General features: G+C 38.2%; 14 protein-coding genes and 1 tRNA gene. 9 read left to right on the plus strand and 6 right to left on the minus strand.

The genetic code is table 11. From position 1 onward, the window contains the following. The first annotated feature begins 65 nt into the window (after positions 1-65). The 6 genes from JOE44_RS06780 to JOE44_RS06805 all read left to right on the plus strand — a co-directional run bounded on the left by JOE44_RS06780 (position 66) and on the right by JOE44_RS06805 (position 7,712). A complete protein-coding gene (locus JOE44_RS06780) occupies positions 66-494 on the plus strand; it encodes a hypothetical protein (protein ID WP_209784896.1) in 429 nt (142 codons plus the stop codon). Between the two features lie 153 nt (positions 495-647). Next, complete coding sequence (locus tag JOE44_RS06785; RefSeq protein WP_209784897.1) at positions 648-1,913, plus strand: TolC family protein; 1,266 nt, start codon at positions 648-650, stop codon at positions 1,911-1,913. A gap of 2 nt (positions 1,914-1,915) precedes the next feature. Next, positions 1,916-2,842, plus strand: a complete 927-nt coding sequence (locus JOE44_RS06790; protein ID WP_209784898.1) for an efflux RND transporter periplasmic adaptor subunit — start codon at positions 1,916-1,918, stop codon at positions 2,840-2,842. A 4-nt stretch (positions 2,843-2,846) separates the two neighbouring features. Then, on the plus strand, positions 2,847-5,876 hold the full coding sequence (locus tag JOE44_RS06795; RefSeq protein WP_209784899.1) for an efflux RND transporter permease subunit: 3,030 nt from the start codon (positions 2,847-2,849) through the stop codon (positions 5,874-5,876). Beyond that, the gene (locus tag JOE44_RS06800; protein WP_209784900.1) at positions 5,873-6,652 is read left to right on the plus strand and encodes a phosphatase PAP2 family protein; all 780 of its coding nucleotides are present in this window, start codon (positions 5,873-5,875) and stop codon (positions 6,650-6,652) included. Before JOE44_RS06795 ends, JOE44_RS06800 begins: the two co-directional genes overlap by 4 nt. Before the next feature lie 31 nt (positions 6,653-6,683). Further along, complete coding sequence (locus tag JOE44_RS06805; RefSeq protein ID WP_209784901.1) at positions 6,684-7,712, plus strand: YncE family protein; 1,029 nt, start codon at positions 6,684-6,686, stop codon at positions 7,710-7,712. A gap of 36 nt (positions 7,713-7,748) precedes the next feature. Here JOE44_RS06805 and JOE44_RS06810 read toward each other — a convergent pair. From JOE44_RS06810 to JOE44_RS06835, 6 genes are all read right to left on the minus strand, one after another. After that, positions 7,749-7,821, minus strand: a tRNA-Lys gene (locus tag JOE44_RS06810). Between the two features lie 184 nt (positions 7,822-8,005). After that, on the minus strand, positions 8,006-8,644 hold the full coding sequence (locus JOE44_RS06815; RefSeq protein ID WP_209784902.1) for a DJ-1/PfpI family protein: 639 nt from the start codon (positions 8,642-8,644) through the stop codon (positions 8,006-8,008). Positions 8,645-8,747: 103 nt separating this feature from the next. Beyond that, positions 8,748-9,749 carry a helix-turn-helix domain-containing protein gene (locus JOE44_RS06820; RefSeq protein WP_209784903.1) on the minus strand — a complete coding sequence of 334 codons (1,002 nt, stop codon included), beginning with the start codon at positions 9,747-9,749 and terminating at the stop codon, positions 8,748-8,750. A 197-nt stretch (positions 9,750-9,946) separates the two neighbouring features. After that, a complete protein-coding gene (locus JOE44_RS06825; RefSeq protein ID WP_245169729.1) occupies positions 9,947-11,539 on the minus strand; it encodes a beta-carotene 15,15'-monooxygenase in 1,593 nt (530 codons plus the stop codon). Further along, positions 11,532-12,596 carry an HlyD family secretion protein gene (locus JOE44_RS06830; RefSeq protein WP_209784905.1) on the minus strand — a complete coding sequence of 355 codons (1,065 nt, stop codon included), beginning with the start codon at positions 12,594-12,596 and terminating at the stop codon, positions 11,532-11,534. Before JOE44_RS06830 ends, JOE44_RS06825 begins: the two co-directional genes overlap by 8 nt. Before the next feature lie 4 nt (positions 12,597-12,600). Continuing rightward, positions 12,601-13,923, minus strand: coding sequence for a TolC family protein (locus tag JOE44_RS06835; protein ID WP_209784906.1), 1,323 nt, complete (start codon positions 13,921-13,923; stop codon positions 12,601-12,603). Between the two features lie 132 nt (positions 13,924-14,055). Here JOE44_RS06835 and JOE44_RS06840 point away from each other — a divergent pair, with 132 nt between their 5' ends. From JOE44_RS06840 to JOE44_RS06850, 3 genes are all read left to right on the plus strand, one after another. Beyond that, on the plus strand, positions 14,056-14,868 hold the full coding sequence (locus JOE44_RS06840) for an AraC family transcriptional regulator (RefSeq protein ID WP_209784907.1): 813 nt from the start codon (positions 14,056-14,058) through the stop codon (positions 14,866-14,868). Between the two features lie 100 nt (positions 14,869-14,968). Next, on the plus strand, positions 14,969-15,400 hold the full coding sequence (locus JOE44_RS06845) for an Rrf2 family transcriptional regulator (protein WP_047384164.1): 432 nt from the start codon (positions 14,969-14,971) through the stop codon (positions 15,398-15,400). A gap of 65 nt (positions 15,401-15,465) precedes the next feature. Then, positions 15,466-16,242, plus strand: a complete 777-nt coding sequence (locus JOE44_RS06850) for a class I SAM-dependent methyltransferase (RefSeq protein ID WP_209784908.1) — start codon at positions 15,466-15,468, stop codon at positions 16,240-16,242. The last annotated feature ends 186 nt before the right edge of the window (positions 16,243-16,428 follow it).

Consider the following 16,428-nt stretch of genomic DNA (forward strand, 5'->3'; position numbering starts at 1 on the left):
CTAAAAAATTCAGTATCTCTTCAGAATGTCTGTTCACTTTTACATCATTAATTAAAAAATGTAATATGAGAATAACAATTTTAGCGCTTTTACTTACAACAGGATTCAGCACAATAGTATTCGCGCAGGAGAAGAAAGAAAGTAGTAAAATTCCTTTAGCTGTAGAGAAAGCTTTTCAGAAAAACCATCCCAATGTTAAAGCTAAATGGGAAAAAGAAGGAGACAAATACGAAGCTGGTTATAAGCAAAACAGAAATAAAATAAGTGAACTTTACTCATCCGCAGGAGCATTAGAGGAAACTGAAATAGCTATTGCATTAAGCCAACTACCTGCACAGGTTTCCCAATACATCAGCAAGCATCAGCTGGGAGCTATAAAGGAAGCTGCCAAGATCACAAAAGCAGATGGCTCTATTCTTTATGAAGCCGAAGTAAAATCCGGTGATGCCCTATTTGATCCTAAAGGCAATTTTATCAGACTACAAAAAGATTAACTTCTTAGAGAAATGAAATATTGATAAGAGACCGGCTGAAGACAGTCGGTTTTTTTAATGCTTATTTATTCATAAAAAAACAATTCAGTTGAAAAATTCAGAATCTCAACAGAATTGAGTTTCATCTTTGATCTAAGAATTCGAAATAGTCTTATGAACATTCCTTATACATATCCGGTTCGATGTTTTTTAGTTCTGATAACCTTATTGCTTTCTCTTTCATTAGAGGCACAGACGGGGCATGCTCTTTCCTACTTCATTACTCAGGCACAAGCCAACAGTCCTTTGCTCAATGATTACAATAATCAGGTGATGTCTAATAAAATTGACAGTCTAAAATTAAGAGCAACCTATGGCTTTATCGTTGCAGGAGAAGCTAATGCGGGATATTCACCCAACATAAGAGGTTGGGGATATGACAATGCCTTAACGAACGGGCAATCTTTATTTGCAGGAGTAAGAGTTGCTAAAGAATTTATAAGCCGAAATAATCTTGATACAAGACTAAAAGCTTATGACGCTAACATTGCACAAATTCTGGCACAGAAAAACATCAGCATTCAAACGCTGAATAAACAGATAACAGATCAATACATCGCCACCTATACCAGTCAGCAGCGCTATGAATTAAGCAAGGAAATTATCAATCTACTCAACCACGAAGATTTGCTCCTTAAAAAACTCACTCAATCTTCTGTTTTTAAACAAACTGACTATCTGACCTTTAAAGTCACCCTACAACAAAACGAACTTACTTTACAACAGCAGCAGGCCGAGTGGCAAAGTAACTATGCTTTGCTTAATTATTTATGTGGCATTATAGATACTCAATTCCCTTTTTTACCTGCTCCCAATATTGATAAAACACTGAATCCCATTGATTTTAAAGAAAGTATGTATTCCCAGGCTTTCAAAGCTGACAGTCTGAAAATTGCCAATGACAGTGAGATTATAAAATACAACTACAAGCCAAAAATCACTGCATTTTCCGATGGTGGATATCAAACCTCTTTTGCTCAAACACCTTATAAAAATTTCGGACTGGGGATTGGTTTGGGAGTTTCTATTCCAATATACGACGGTCATCAGAAGAAAATGCTTCTGCAACAGAATCAACTGGCTTTGCAGACCCGTCAAAAATATATAGAACAAACAGAAAGACAGTACCAGCAACAGATTTTTCAGATCCAAAATCAAATGGAGCAATACTATAAAATGATAGGAACCGCCAACGAGCAGATCAACTATGCCAGAACACTGGTAGAGGCCAATGCTAAGCAGCTGCCAACGGGAGATGTAAGAATGGTAGACTTTATTTTATCAATCAATAATTTACTGAGTCTTAGAAGCAATATTATCCAGTACCATACTACTTTATTCAATTTACAGAACCAAATGCAATATTTAATTATTCAATAGCCATGAAGAAGTTATTTTATCTACTATTAGTGAGTGTTTTCACATTCAGCTGTAAGAAAAACGTTACTGTGGCTGCAGAAGAGGCAAAACCGGAGATGAAACCTAAAACAGAAGTCAATGTTGCTTATCCTTCAGATACCATCAGGCTTAGCAATACTATTACGCTGAATGCCACTGCAACCTATCTGTTGAAATCAGATGCAAAAGCCAACAGCACAGGCTATATTACTCATATGACAATTAGACTTGGCGACCGGATCAGCAAAGGCTCTGTGCTATTCGGACTGCAAACCAAAGAAGCTCGTGCACTCGGAAACACCATCAACAAGCTGGACAAATCTTTTAGATTTAGCGGCACCACAACGGTTGTTAGCCCGGCAACAGGATACGTTGTCATGTTAAATCATCAAATTGGAGATTATGTACAGGATGGTGAAATTCTTGCCACTATTACGGATGCATCCAGCTTTGGATTTGTTGTGGATGTTCCTTATGAGTATCTGCAACTGATAAAAACCCAAAACTCTTTATCTGTAAAATTACCGGATGGAAATAGCCTGCCCGCAAAAGTAGCCAAAGTAATGCCTTCTGTAGACGCCGTATCACAAACGGTAAAGGTTCTTTTGCAGATTGCCAAAAGCAGTACTATTCCTGAGAATTTAATCGGAACGGTTACTTTATCAAAATCAACTGTCTATGGCTTATCAGTGCCTAAAATGGCCGTGCTGAGCGATGAAACCCAGTCTTCTTTTTGGGTGATGAAAATGATCAACGATACGACAGCCATCAAAACACCTGTTGTAAAAGGAACAGAAACAGATCAGTATATTCAGATAAAATCAGGAAACATTACCACAAAAGATAAGGTTATTACTTCCGGAAACTTCGGGTTAAGGGATACTGCTACTGTAAAAATTAAAAAGCATTAATCAGATGAAAAAGTCATTCTTTGTAACCTACAGAAGTCCTCTTCTGATCCTGATTTTTCTAATTCTTACAGGGGACGCCTATTCGTATACTAAAATACAATCTGCCTTATTTCCACAGGTTACTTTCCCCAAGATAAAAATAATTGCAGATGTGGGACAACAGCCTATTAGCCAAATGACCGTAGGAGTAACCAAGGTATTGGAAAATGCTGTAAAGAAAGTTCCTGACCTACAGATTCTCAAAAGTACAACCAGCCGGGGAAGCTGTGAAATTTCGGCATTTATGTCCTGGAATGTTAATGTAGATCTGGCAAAACAACAGGTAGAAAGCAGTATCAATGAGGTTAGAAATCAACTGCCTCCAGAAACAAACATTACTGTAGAAAAAATGAACCCTTCTATTCTTCCAGTAATAGGATATTCTTTAAATTCTGACACCAAAGATCCGATAGCCCTTAAACAGCTTGCCCTGTATACCATCAAACCATTTCTTTCTCAGGTTCCCGGAGTAAGTGAAATCAGGGTAATTGGCGGACAGGATAAGGAATTTCGGGTGCTGATGAACCAGCAGATGATGGCCCGTTTGGGTATCACCTCAGCCCATGTTGAACAGGCCATCAATAATACGAATTTCATTAAATCAAATGGTTATTCCTCGGATTTCAGATACCTTTATCTCACCCTCACCGATGCACAAATCCGAAATGAAAGCCAACTGAAAAGTCTTGTGGTCAGCAATAATGGAAACCGTATCGTTTTATTAGGTGATATTGCTGAAATTACCATTCATAATGCCAAACAATATATTAAGGTGAATGCTAACGGAAAAGAAAGCATCCTTATTGCCGTTATCCAGCAGCCCAATGCCAATGTAGTGGATCTTACCAAAGCGATGAACTCCAAAATAAGTGACCTGCAGAAAACATTGACCAAAGATGTGGTACTGAAACCTTATTATGTACAAGCCGATTTTGTAAATGACTCTATCAAAAGTGTAACAGATGCCCTATGGATAGGACTTCTATTAGCTATTATTGTCGCTATTATTTTTCTCCGTTCCTGGAAGGCAAGTGCAGTAATATTGATTACCATTCCCATTACCCTGAGCCTTACCATGCTGGCTTTATATGCTACAGGACAGACCTTCAATATCATGACCTTAGGAGCAATTGCCGCAGCCATCGGGCTTATTATAGATGATGCTATTGTGGTAGTGGAACAAATACACCGTACCCATGAAGAACATCCTGAAGAATCTTCCAAAACATTGGTACAGAAAGCAATCAGCTATCTATTAAAAGCAATGGTAGGCTCATCATTAAGTACCATTGTCATATTTCTACCTTTTATCCTGATGAGCGGAGTGGCAGGAGCATATTTCAAGGTAATGACAGCCACGATGATTATTACTTTAGTGTGTTCTTTCTTTGCCACCTGGATATTGCTGCCCGTGGTATACTTATTCCTTTCTTCAGGAAAAATAAAAGAAAAAAGTCTTCAGCATCACGATGTAAAAGAGAGAAAATGGGTAGGATTCTTTATCCGTAAACCTATCTTCAGCTATATATTTATCCTCTTGCTTATCCTGGTTACGGCTTTTATTTTACCCAATATCAGCACAGGTTTTTTACCGGAAATGGATGAAGGTAGTATCGTATTAGACTACAAATCTCCTCCAGGGACTTCACTGGAAGAGACAGACAGGGAACTCAAAATAGTGGAAAAAATAATAGTTTCCAATCCTGAAGTTACAGCCTATAGCAGAAGAACAGGCACACAGATGGGATTCTTTATTACGGAACCCAATACGGGAGATTATCTGATTCAGCTAAAAAAGGACCGCAATAAAACCACCGCCGAAGTCACAGATGAGATCCGTGCGAAGATAGAAGCTTCTGGTTTGCCTTTAACGGTAGATTTCGGACAGGTAATTTCGGATATGTTGGGTGATTTAATGAGTAGTGTACAACCTATCGAGATCAAAATTTTTGGGACTGATCAAAAGGTTATTGAAAATTATTCTAAAAAAGTAGCTGATATCGTGGGAAAGGTGAATGGTACTGCTGATGTATTCGATGGGATTGTAATTGCAGGTCCTTCAATAATTGTTACTCCTAAATTATCTGTTCTGGCTCAGTATCAAATTCCTTTACCTGATTTTCAAAGCCAGCTGCAGGCTAATCTGGATGGAAATGTTGCAGGAAATATTTTCGACCAGGTTCAGTTCACCCCTATCAGGCTATTATATAACAGTAAGACCAACCAGTCTCTAAGTGATATCAACAACAGTATGATTTCTTTACCCAATGGAACTTTAAAGCCGTTAAGTGAATTAGCCACCGTTGGAATTACCAGTGGCTCAGCAGAAGTAAACAGGGAGGATCTTCAAACTTTAGGAATCGTAACAGCCAGGCTGGACAATGGTGATCTTGGGGGAACAATCAATGAAATTCAAAAACAAATTGAACAGAAGATCAAGCTTCCGGCTGGATATTCAGTGGTATATGGAGGGGCTTATGCTGAGCAACAGCGATCATTCAGTGAACTTTTGATTATCCTGGGAATTTCCTGCTTATTGGTATTTTCTGTCATGCTTTTCTTATTCCGAAACATTACGGTGGCTTTTCTTATTCTATGTATTTCCGTATTGGGTATTTCCGGAGGAATACTGCTTTTATATATTACCAATACTCCATTGAATGTAGGAAGCTACACCGGCTTGATTATGATGGTAGGAATCATTGGAGAGAATGCAATTTTCACCTATTTACAGTTTCACGAAAGTCTTGCATCCAAAACTAAAGAGCAAGCTATTATATATGCCATCAGCACAAGACTCCGTCCCAAACTGATGACTGCTTTGGGAGCTATTATAGCCTTAATGCCTCTTGCTTTGGGAATTGGTACTGGTGCTCAGATGCACCAACCTTTAGCCATTGCTGTGATTGGTGGCTTTTTGGTTGCCCTTCCACTCCTGCTTATTGTTTTCCCTACTTTATTAAATAAAATTCAACTAAAACAAACTGAAGAATGAAATTCTTAATTTTTCTCCTATTGTCAGGTACAATACTCGCCCAAAATGACAGCCTCAATAAAGCCAAAGACAGTGCCGTCACTATGAATAATACTATCATCCGAGACAGTATTTCTGCCCCAGCTCCTTTTAAACTAAAAGCGAAGCAGTTTATTATTCCTGGAGTATTGATTACCTATGGTGCTTTGGCTACAGCAACAGAACAGTTCAAAAAAATAAACTTTGATACCCGAAATGAGATAAGAGAAGACCATCCTACTTTCCGCACCACCATAGATAATTACACACAATTTCTACCTGGCGCTACTGTTTTTGCACTGCAGGCATTTGGAATAAAAGGTGAAAGTTCTGTAAAAAAAGAATTGATTGTATATGCCATGTCCATTGGGATCTCTACTGCCATTGTTATTCCTACAAAAAAATTAACCCATCAGGAAAGACCAGACGGAAGTAACAACCAGTCTTTTCCTTCCGGGCATACTGCTCTGGCCTTTGCTTCGGCCGAATTTCTTCGCAGAGAGTACTGGAATGTTTCCCCCTGGATAGGTGTAGCAGGGTATGCTGTTGCCGCTGGAACAGGGATTCTCAGAATGTATAACAATAAGCACTGGCTCGGTGATGTTGCAGCAGGAGCTGGAATAGGGATTCTCTCTACCACTCTATCTTATTGGCTTTATGATAAGATCTGGACTGGTGAGAATCACAAACATCAGGTCTTTCTGTTTCCAGGATACAACAATAAACAGTTTACAATTGGTCTCGTAAAACAATTTTAACCGATTATTTTCAAATCAAAATAATAAAATTATGAAAGCAAAAAGCATCTCAGTAATAGCGTTCTCTCTTATATTTTCTATTGCCGCTTATGGGCAGAAGAGCTCATCAATGCAAGTTACCAACACATTTCAGATAGGAGGAGATGACAGCGGATGGGACTATTTATCCCTTAATCCTCAAAGCACCCAACTGTATATCAGCCATGGAAGCCGTGTCAATATTGTTGATCCAGCAACAGGCTCTCCCATTGCTGAAATTACAGATACCAATGGTATTCATGGCATTGCTTTTCTTCCTGATACAGGCAAAGGTTATATTTCTTGCGGCAAACTGAACAAAGTAAAAGTCTTTGATACAATCACCCATAAAATCATCGGTGAAATCTCAACCGGCCAAAACCCCGATGCTCTATTCTACGAACCATTTACAAAAAAAATAATTGTTGGGAACGGAAAAAGTAATGATTTAAGCGTTATTGATCCCTCCACTGATACTGTAATACAAACCATAAACGTTGGCGGAAAACCTGAAGCAGCCGTGAGTGATGACAAAGGCAGAATATTTGTCAATATTGAAGATAAAAATGAAATAGTAGTGATAGATGCCAAAACGTTCACTATACTCTACCATTGGGGATTAGATAAAGAAGAAGAACCTTCCGGACTGGCCATAGACCTTAAAACCAGCAGACTTTTCAGTACTTGCGATAAAATGCTGGTGATTTTAGATTCCAATACAGGGAAAATTGTTAAAAAACTGCCTATTGGTAAAGGTTGTGACGGTATGGTATTCGACACAAAAACCAATATGATTTATACGTCCAATGGTGAAGGAAATATCTCGGTCATTCGTGAAGAGAATGCTTATCAATATACCTCCTTTCCCAATATTGAAACGAAAAAGGGAGCCCGTACCATTGCGTTAAATAGAATGACTCATCGTCTATATCTTTCTACAGCCGATTTCAGTACAACAGAAAAAGACAGCAGAGGCAGAGCGAAGATATTACAGGGAACATTTAAGATACTGGAAGTAAGTATGAACAAACTCAAAAAATAAAAAAGGACAAGCCATTTTTATGGTTTGTCCTTCAAGTGACCCGGCTGGGATTCGAACCCAGGACCCATACATTAAAAGTGTATTGCTCTACCAGCTGAGCTACCGAGTCGGCCACTTACTTTTTCAGTAAATCCCTTTGTTTAAGGGACTGCAAAGATAGGAAAGCCCTCTTTAAATCCAAACTTTTTCAGACTTTTTTATTATAAAATTTACATCAAAAAAGTCAAACAGCTGTTTATAAATCAATTACAATATCTATTTTTTCAGATAAAAAGTACCGGGGTCATAAGATTTTAAACAGAAATTTGAGTCTTGGCATTCTGATATTCAAAAATTTTGATAACTGTATCTGCTGTTTCCTGACCCAGATGTTTTCCAATCAGATAGAGTGCGGCATCAATCCCAGCCGTAATTCCTGCTGTAGTTATTAGCTGTCCCTGATCAATATAGCGTACATTCCTGATGACATTAGCTTCAGGATTACATTGTTCTAAAGCGTCTAACAGCATACTATGAGTGGTAATATGATGACCATCAAGGATACCTGTTCCGGATAGCAGCATACTCCCTGTACACACTGTAAATACTACTGTTCCGGCATCGTGATGAGTTTTAATCCATTCCAGTACCGTTTCCTGAAAATCTCTATCCTGAATATATTTCATAATGTACTCGGGGTTTGCTCCGGGGACGACAATCATATCTGGCTTGGGACATGTATTTATATCATACGTAGGGACAACAGCCATTGTGTTCGCCTCCATAGGTATAGCTTCTTTTGTTTTTCCGACTGTAAAGCAATGATAACTATCCGGACATATAACATTCGCTTTAACAAAAACATCTAAAGGGCCATTTAAATCAAGTGCTTCTACTTGGTCATAAATTAAAAATGCCACATTCATTGTTTCCTTGTTTTTTACGTGCTTCATAATTCTATTATTTTAAGATTATTATTTTTAAATAAAGGCATGAGTCTTCCATCTGATCATTGACAATCATCAGTTCTACTATAAATCAGTAAGAGGAAAATATTTATTCTGTGGTTTTGAATGCTTTCCGGTATTGTGCCGGAGAAAGTGAAATATTTTTAAGGAATAGGCGGCGAAGTGAAGTTGTACTGCTAAGACCACACTTATCAGCAATCATATCGATACTCAAATCGGTGTATTCCAGCAGATTTTTGGCCTGATCCAGCCTCATTTTTTCAAGAAACTTGCCAGGAGTCATTCCGGAATCTTTAAGAAAGACCCTGGAAAAATTACGGGTACTCATATTCAAGGACTCAGCAATATACTCTACTGTTATCATTCCGCCCAGTTTATCTTTCAACAAATCACGGACTTCTTTTGTAAAAGGAGACATTATTTCATATTCCGGCAATGCATTTCCAAACTGAGACTGCATTCCGGATCTTTTCAAATGCAGGACAAGATGGCGGGCAACCTCTGTGGCCAAAGGTTTTCCAAAATCTTCTTCCAGTAGTGCCAATGCCAGATCCATCCCTGAAGAAACTCCGCCCGAAGTATAGATAGGTTTGTCCCGAATAAAAAAAGGATTAATATTCACCTCAAGTTTTGGATAGGATTTCTGTAATGTATCTGCAAATTTCCAATGAGTAGTCACCTTCTTTCCCTCCAGAAGACCTGCTTTGGCAAGAACAAATGCACCCACACAGACAGAACCCATCCTCCTCACCTTCGGGCTTATATTTTGAAGATAATGATAGACATCAGGACTGATTTCATCCAGTACACTCAAAGTTGTCCCTGCTACAAGCAAAGTATCTATAGGAAAATCAATATCATAAATGGTATGACTGCAAGATAATGGCATTCCTGAACTGGAATATATGAACTTTTCTGAAGTTCCGGACACCAGATGAACATGATAACCTGATCCTTCTCTGCCATCATTTAAAAAACGGTTGGCTGATGTAAAAACATCCAACGGTCCTGCAATATCAAGCAGCTGTACCTGTGGCAGCGCTAAAAGCACTATATTTTTCATCCCGGTATGTTGTCTTTCTTCCTTCATATCTCGCTCTGTATGAATACAAATGTAAAGAGAAAGCACTTTGTCTGCAATGACAAAAAACATACAATTCCGGCCAAAGTACTTTTTATCTTTTTTGAGATTATAAAAGAGACTGCCCTCAGGACAGTCTCAGCACTCTACTATAAAAATAGCTAATAAGCTATACTTTTTGTTATATTAAAAATTAAAATCTTCCCTTACGCAGGTGATAATCGGCGGGATTTCAAATAAAGGGCGGTACGGTTCAGATAAGGAAAAAGAAAAATCAACAACAATGAAACTGCAAGAAGCCCAGCCATCATTTCATAATAATCCATGGCAAAACGGACATGATCCTGAACATTCATTCTTCCAACCAATAGTTTATGGGCAGCTTTTACTGCTTTATCTTCTGACATTCCTCTGCTAATAAGTTTTGCGGTCTGATGATGAAGAAAGCTTTTGACTTCCGGATCAACAGCACTTAAATGATCCTGAAAAGCATTGTAATGGCGGCTTTTTTCAAACAGTTCAAAGAAATTGATCAGGGCTATACTCACGCAAAAACCCAGATACCGGATTGCTAAGGCGGTGGCAGCAGCTGAAGGACCAATAACCGCAGGAACCGATGAAATAATAAAAATAATCGTGGGAACCATAATCAGCCCGACTCCTAATCCCTGTATGAATAATGGAATATAATAATTAAATTCATCAGCCTGAATATCAAAAGAATAGTACATCAATCCATGAAAAATCAATAACATTAAAAAACCTGGACCCCAGATATATCGAATGTTTTTCTTTTGTAAAACCATGCAACAGGCGATAACTACACCGATAACCAGGCCGGTAAGATTAAATATATTGATATAGGATATATGAAACGGATCCAAATGCAGTTCCGATGCAAAATAATTATTGGTAATTCCTGATGCAAACCTGCAAATATACATCACAAAAAGGATCAGCAGACCCACTTTAAAATTTCTGTATCTGAAAACGCGCAGATCAATATAAGGTCTTTTAATGGCCTGCTGCCGAAATACAGAGATTATCCCTAAAACAACAATTCCTATTACACTTCCGAGAATCCGGTTGTCTTCCAGCCAATAATATTCCTGTCCAAAAATGGTAATGTATCCAATAAGCACCAGCATAGCGCTGAAGAGTCCAAAACTCTGCCAGTCGAGTTTATACAGATGAAACCTTGCATGTGTTCTGTAATTGCTCATTGCAAGAGTCAGGAAAATAAGTCCTGGCAGGTATGAGAATATGGCCGTTTTATAAACAATATTGAAATTATAAGAGTCAATAAGATCCGCAGTAATCAGATTATTAAACGGCAGGGCACAGATCAAAATACCGAAGAATACGGAAAAACTGATCTCACGTCCCCTCTCGCTGCTCAGCCGTGTAAAAATAAGAGTAAGCGAAAGGTTTACATTTCCTGCAAACAGCATTCCCTGAATAAAGCGAACCGGAAACAGAATATAAATCTCCCGGGTACAATAACATACCAGACACGCTAAAATCTGCAGTGTAGTGAACAGAAGAAAGTATTCCTTTGCCGCCAGAAAACTAAAAAATCTTCTTTCCAAACTGTAAAAGCCTACATATCCTGCATAAAACAATGCTACAGAGAACTGAATATCCGCCGGCTCACTTCCATAATATCCGGCAGCAGCATTCACATTGGTCAAAGGAAGAAAAAATATGATGATCCCCGGAAGAGTCATTGAAAAAAGAATGATCTTAATAAGCCATTCCGGTGCCCATTTTTTGAAAAAAGGCATTTGTCTTTTAACCATTGGAATGTTTTTTATCCGCATATACATTTACGTTCATCCCTACTTTCAAGACATCAATATCTTTTCTCATCCCATCCACTTTGATTCTCACAGGGATACGCTGTACAATTTTCACATAATTTCCGGTAGAGTTATCAGGAGGAAGCAGTGAAAAACTTGACCCTGTGGCGGGAGAAAGTGAAATAATAGTACCTTTAAATTCCCTATCGGGATAAGAATCTGCTACAATTTTTACATGATCTCCGATGTGCATATCTTTGATCTGTGTTTCTTTATAATTGGCCACCACCCATTTATCCGTTTCATTATTCACAATAAATGCCAGTGTTTCTCCGGCATCAATCATCTGCCCTACTTCAACGGTTCTTCGTCCCATTCTTCCATCATAGGCAGCGGTGACCGCTGTATAGCTTACATCCAGTTTATGGCGGTCCAACAAAGCTTCTAGTCTTGCAATTTCTGCGCGAACAACCGTTTTTTCAGCCTGAATATCATTAATCTTAGATCTAGAAGCAGCATAATTATCCTGAGAAGATTGATAATCGCTTTCGTTGATCTCTAAAGTTGCCTTTACATCTTCAAGACGTTGTTTGGTAGCAGATTCTTCTTCATAAAGTTTTTTATATCTGTTATAATCAAGCTGTTGTTTCCAGACTTTTGCTTTACTGGCATCTACCTGAGCCATTGCAGCGGCAGCTTCTTTTTCTGTAGTACCTGTAGTACTTTCCAACACTTTCAGTTGAGCACGTGCTTTCTGAATCGCTGCCTGAGTCTGTTTTTCCTGAAGAACATATTCCCGGTTATCAATAATCAGAAGGGTATCTCCTTTTTTAACTTCCTGATTTTCTTCAAATTTTACGGCTACAATAAATCCTCCGGCTCTCGAAATAATGGGATTTACATATTCCTGAACCTGCGCATCATTGGTCTGCTCATAGGCATAGTAATTCTTTAGCGTAAAACCGCCCCAGACTGCAAGAGCAGCAACAATTAAAAGGGAAATCCATCCTGTGATCTTTGTGATGAGTCTATCGGTGGGAGTATATTTTTTTTTCATTGTATTATAAAATGCCTGTAATGTTTTGTAATAAATAATAATTGTTTTGTGCCATAATTTTGGCGGCTTCCAGTTCAAATTTTGTCTGAAGAAGCTGTATATCCGCATCCAGCAGTTCAGTAATGAGAGAGGTCTGGCTGAAATAGGTGTTCTTAATGATCCGTGCATTCTCTTTGGCCTGAATGACATTCGCTTCCGCTACCTTTATCTGCTCAAGGGCTTCCTGATACCTTAAATAAGCTTCTTTCACCTGCTGCCTTACCTGATCCTCTGTATTCTTGTGTACCTCTTCCTCTTTTTCAAACTCCAGTTGAGCTGCTTTTACTTTATGGGTATTATGATAAAGGGAAGAAATGGAAAAAGAAGCTTTAATTCCTACTATTCCTAATGAATACCAGTACGGATTATAGGGATAAAGAAAAATCTGCGGATTGGCATAATAAAACTCGCCATACATTCCAATTTTAGGTCTTACATTGGCTTTTACCTGTTTCAGTTTGAGCATACTCAGTGCTGTCTGCTGTTCAGAGACATGATAATTAAAAGAATGATCCAGTGCCAGTTTCAAATATTCTTTGTAAGTCGTATTTTCATTCCATTGATTCACTGGAACTTCAGGAATGACGATCTGTTCATCAGGAATACCCAGAATAATATTCAGCTTTTGTGTGGCAATGAGAATATCATTTTCTATAGTCACTAAAGCCATCTTCCGTTTTGAAAGTTCAAGCTCTATTCTTAAAACATCACTTTTTAAAACAACTCCGTTTTTATACAGAGCCTGTATTTCTTTAAGCTGTGTTTTCTGATCGGCTATATCCTGTTTTATAAGATCCCTGAAAATTAATGTTTTCTGGAGTTCAAGATAAAGCGCTGCAGTTTTGTAATGAATATCAGAAACAGACTGCTCTTTCTGGATATCCTTAATTTTCTGAAGGGTCTGATTCTCTTTAATCTTAAGATTCAGCTTGTTTCCATTGTAAATATTCAGATAAAAATCTGCTCCCGCCCGGTAAAGCGTGTGAATGACTTCATGCTGTGTAGGTTTGGAAAAAATTCCGTTTTCATAAATAGGGATATTAGAAGCTTTTTCTACGGAACCTTTAACATCAATTTCCGGAAGCCGTTCTCTTTTGGCATCTTTCACTTCGGCTTCGGCAATGTCTACGTTGATGGTATTGATTCTGATATGGCGGCTGTTTTCCTCAGCTTTTTGCCACGCATCTTTTAAGGAGAGTCTTATCGTATCCTTTCTTGGACTGCCAGTTTGAGCTGATAGAGTATAGGAAATTCCTAGCATCAGCAATCCGGCGACATAAATTTTCATTTGAATTTTTGAATTATTGCACTGCAAATTTATTAGCAATCCTGAAATTATATTTACCTAAAATAGTCAACTTTTACATGATTCCGGCCAAATGCTTATATTTGTATTTTCATTGGTATTTTAATTTTTTCTATGGGATTAATCGCTGCGCTTCCGGACATTGATAAAGACGACAAAAGTGTATTTGTTATGCACGAGAAATCGGAAAAACTGATTCCCTTCCACAAGCATACGAAAGGACAGCTGAGCTATGTAGAAGGCGGCATTGCTTATATTACGATCAGCAACAGGACGTATGTGGTTCCGGCCCGGCATTTCTTCTGGATTCCACAGGGAATGGAACATATTCTAGAAATCGGACACTCTGCCACAGTTCTTCGTTCTCTTTATTTCTATGCTCATGATGATATCTCAGATCCTTTCTACAGCAGGCTGGGAATATATCCGGCATCAGAACTGCTGATTCAGATGATCAAGTATACTGAAATATGGGATGAAAAACATGTTACTGCAAAAGACGAAAATTTTGAATTTCTGGTCGCTTTAAAAAAAATACTGCCAAAAACCCATCAACAGCCGTTACCCATCATTCTTCCTGCCACTCACAACAAACAGATGATGAAAATTGTATCTTACCTGGAATGGAATATCAGCGAAAAACTTACTTTGGCCAATGTAAGCACCAGATTTGGTCTGAGTGAACGCTCTATGTCCCGACTTTTCAAAGCAGATATGGACATTTCTTTTCTTCAATACCTGAAAACGTTAAGAATCATCAAAGCCATTGAATTGCTTTTAAATACAGATAAGCCCATCAATGAAATTGCTGATGATGTAGGCTACAGCTCCATTAGCGCCTTTAGTGATACTTTTCGCGAATTTACACAATCCAGACCTTCAGACTTAAGAAAGAGTAAAAAAACGACTCAAAATTCCATCGGATAGTCAGTTTATCTATGACCTTCGTCAGCTTTAAAAAAATAAAAGAGTAATTTATCTTTTATTAAAAATATCTTTCTATCTTTGTCTCATAAAACTCAGAAAAATGTTTTCAAAAACCTGTGAATATGCCTTAAGAGCTTTGATCTACATCGCCCAGCAGTCTAAAAATGGCAGCAGGGTCGGGATTAAAGACATTTCAAAAAGCATCCATTCACCGGAACACTTTATCGCCAAAATTTTGCAGGACCTGAGCAGAAAAGGATTTGTACAATCTGCCAAAGGCCCGAATGGAGGTTTTTATATGGATCAGAAAAACCTGAATACTTCCATTGCTGATATTGTAAGGGAAATTGATGGTGATAAGCTTTTCTCCGGTTGTGGACTTGGACTGGAGCAATGCTCAGAAATACATCCCTGCCCTTTGCATGAACAGTTTAAAAGCATCAGACAAGATCTCCGTATCATGCTTGAAACTTCAAAAATTCAGGCTTTTGTTGATAACCTGGATTTAAAGCTAACCCATCTGAAAGTGTAAAAAAATTTGAATAAATAAAAGACAAAAAAGTCTTTATATAATAATGAATTCAAAAAAATAATCTAATGCATACAGAAAATATTGAAAAAATGTCCGGACACTGGTTACTGGCTAAAATCGGTAAAAAAGTGTTGCGTCCGGGAGGTCTTGCGCTGACCAAAAAGATGTTATCAATGCTGGACATTACCTCAGCTGATGACATGGTGGAATTTGCTCCCGGCCTTGGGTTCACCGCGCACATGACATTTGGAAAAAAACCTGGTTCTTATATAGGAATTGATGCGGAACAAAGCGCCGTGGAATATCTTAACAGAGAATTTGAAGGGACATCAGCCCAGTTTAAACTGGGAAATGCCGCAGAGAGTTCTTTACCTGAACAATCGGCCAGTAAAGTATATGGAGAAGCAATGCTGAGCATGCATGCAGACCACCGGAAAGCAGAAATTATCCAGGAAGCCTACAGAATCCTGAAACCTAAAGGATATTATGCAATTCATGAGCTGGCTTTAAGACCGGAGAATCTCGACAGTAATGTAAAACTGCATATTCAGAAGGAACTGGTTTTGGCTATCAAAGTGAATGCACGCCCGTTAACCGTTTCTGAGTGGACCGCATTATTGGAAAAAGAAGGATTTAAGGTACTGAAAGTAGAAACTGCACCCATGCATCTTCTGGAACCTCAAAGAATTATTGATGACGAAGGAGTTTCCGGAGCCATTAAAATTGCTAAAAATATATTACTCAATCCCTCCATCAGAAAGAGAGTGCTCAAAATGAAAAAGATATTCAAGAAACATGAACAAAACATGTGTGCTGTGGTGATTATCGCAAGAAAAGAATAAGTTTTGAAGGTGAAAATAAGGTGATAAAAGTCAGAATAAATAAAAAACAATTCACTCTTTTATCCTGAAAATAGATTTTATATTTGTATAAGAAAAGAAGAAGAAAGCACCTTCAAAAACCGGTAAAAATTACAGTTCATCAGCAGTTCAGGATTACGATATCCCTACTCATGATATAAGTTTTGC

Origin of the sequence: Chryseobacterium sp. PvR013 (assembly GCF_017833095.1) — a bacterium.
GTDB classification, from domain to species: Bacteria; Bacteroidota; Bacteroidia; order Flavobacteriales; family Weeksellaceae; genus Chryseobacterium; species Chryseobacterium culicis_A.

Coding starts and splice junctions, on each gene's coding strand:
- JOE44_RS06780 (WP_209784896.1), top strand. CDS start 66: ATGAGAATAACAATTTTAGCGCTTTTACTTACAACAGGATTCAGCACA.
- JOE44_RS06785 (WP_209784897.1), top strand. CDS start 648: ATGAACATTCCTTATACATATCCGGTTCGATGTTTTTTAGTTCTGATA.
- JOE44_RS06790 (WP_209784898.1), top strand. CDS start 1,916: ATGAAGAAGTTATTTTATCTACTATTAGTGAGTGTTTTCACATTCAGC.
- JOE44_RS06795 (WP_209784899.1), top strand. CDS start 2,847: ATGAAAAAGTCATTCTTTGTAACCTACAGAAGTCCTCTTCTGATCCTG.
- JOE44_RS06800 (WP_209784900.1), top strand. CDS start 5,873: ATGAAATTCTTAATTTTTCTCCTATTGTCAGGTACAATACTCGCCCAA.
- JOE44_RS06805 (WP_209784901.1), top strand. CDS start 6,684: ATGAAAGCAAAAAGCATCTCAGTAATAGCGTTCTCTCTTATATTTTCT.
- JOE44_RS06815 (WP_209784902.1), bottom strand. CDS start 8,644: ATGAAGCACGTAAAAAACAAGGAAACAATGAATGTGGCATTTTTAATT.
- JOE44_RS06820 (WP_209784903.1), bottom strand. CDS start 9,749: ATGAAGGAAGAAAGACAACATACCGGGATGAAAAATATAGTGCTTTTA.
- JOE44_RS06825 (WP_245169729.1), bottom strand. CDS start 11,539: ATGGTTAAAAGACAAATGCCTTTTTTCAAAAAATGGGCACCGGAATGG.
- JOE44_RS06830 (WP_209784905.1), bottom strand. CDS start 12,596: ATGAAAAAAAAATATACTCCCACCGATAGACTCATCACAAAGATCACA.
- JOE44_RS06835 (WP_209784906.1), bottom strand. CDS start 13,923: ATGAAAATTTATGTCGCCGGATTGCTGATGCTAGGAATTTCCTATACT.
- JOE44_RS06840 (WP_209784907.1), top strand. CDS start 14,056: ATGGGATTAATCGCTGCGCTTCCGGACATTGATAAAGACGACAAAAGT.
- JOE44_RS06845 (WP_047384164.1), top strand. CDS start 14,969: ATGTTTTCAAAAACCTGTGAATATGCCTTAAGAGCTTTGATCTACATC.
- JOE44_RS06850 (WP_209784908.1), top strand. CDS start 15,466: ATGCATACAGAAAATATTGAAAAAATGTCCGGACACTGGTTACTGGCT.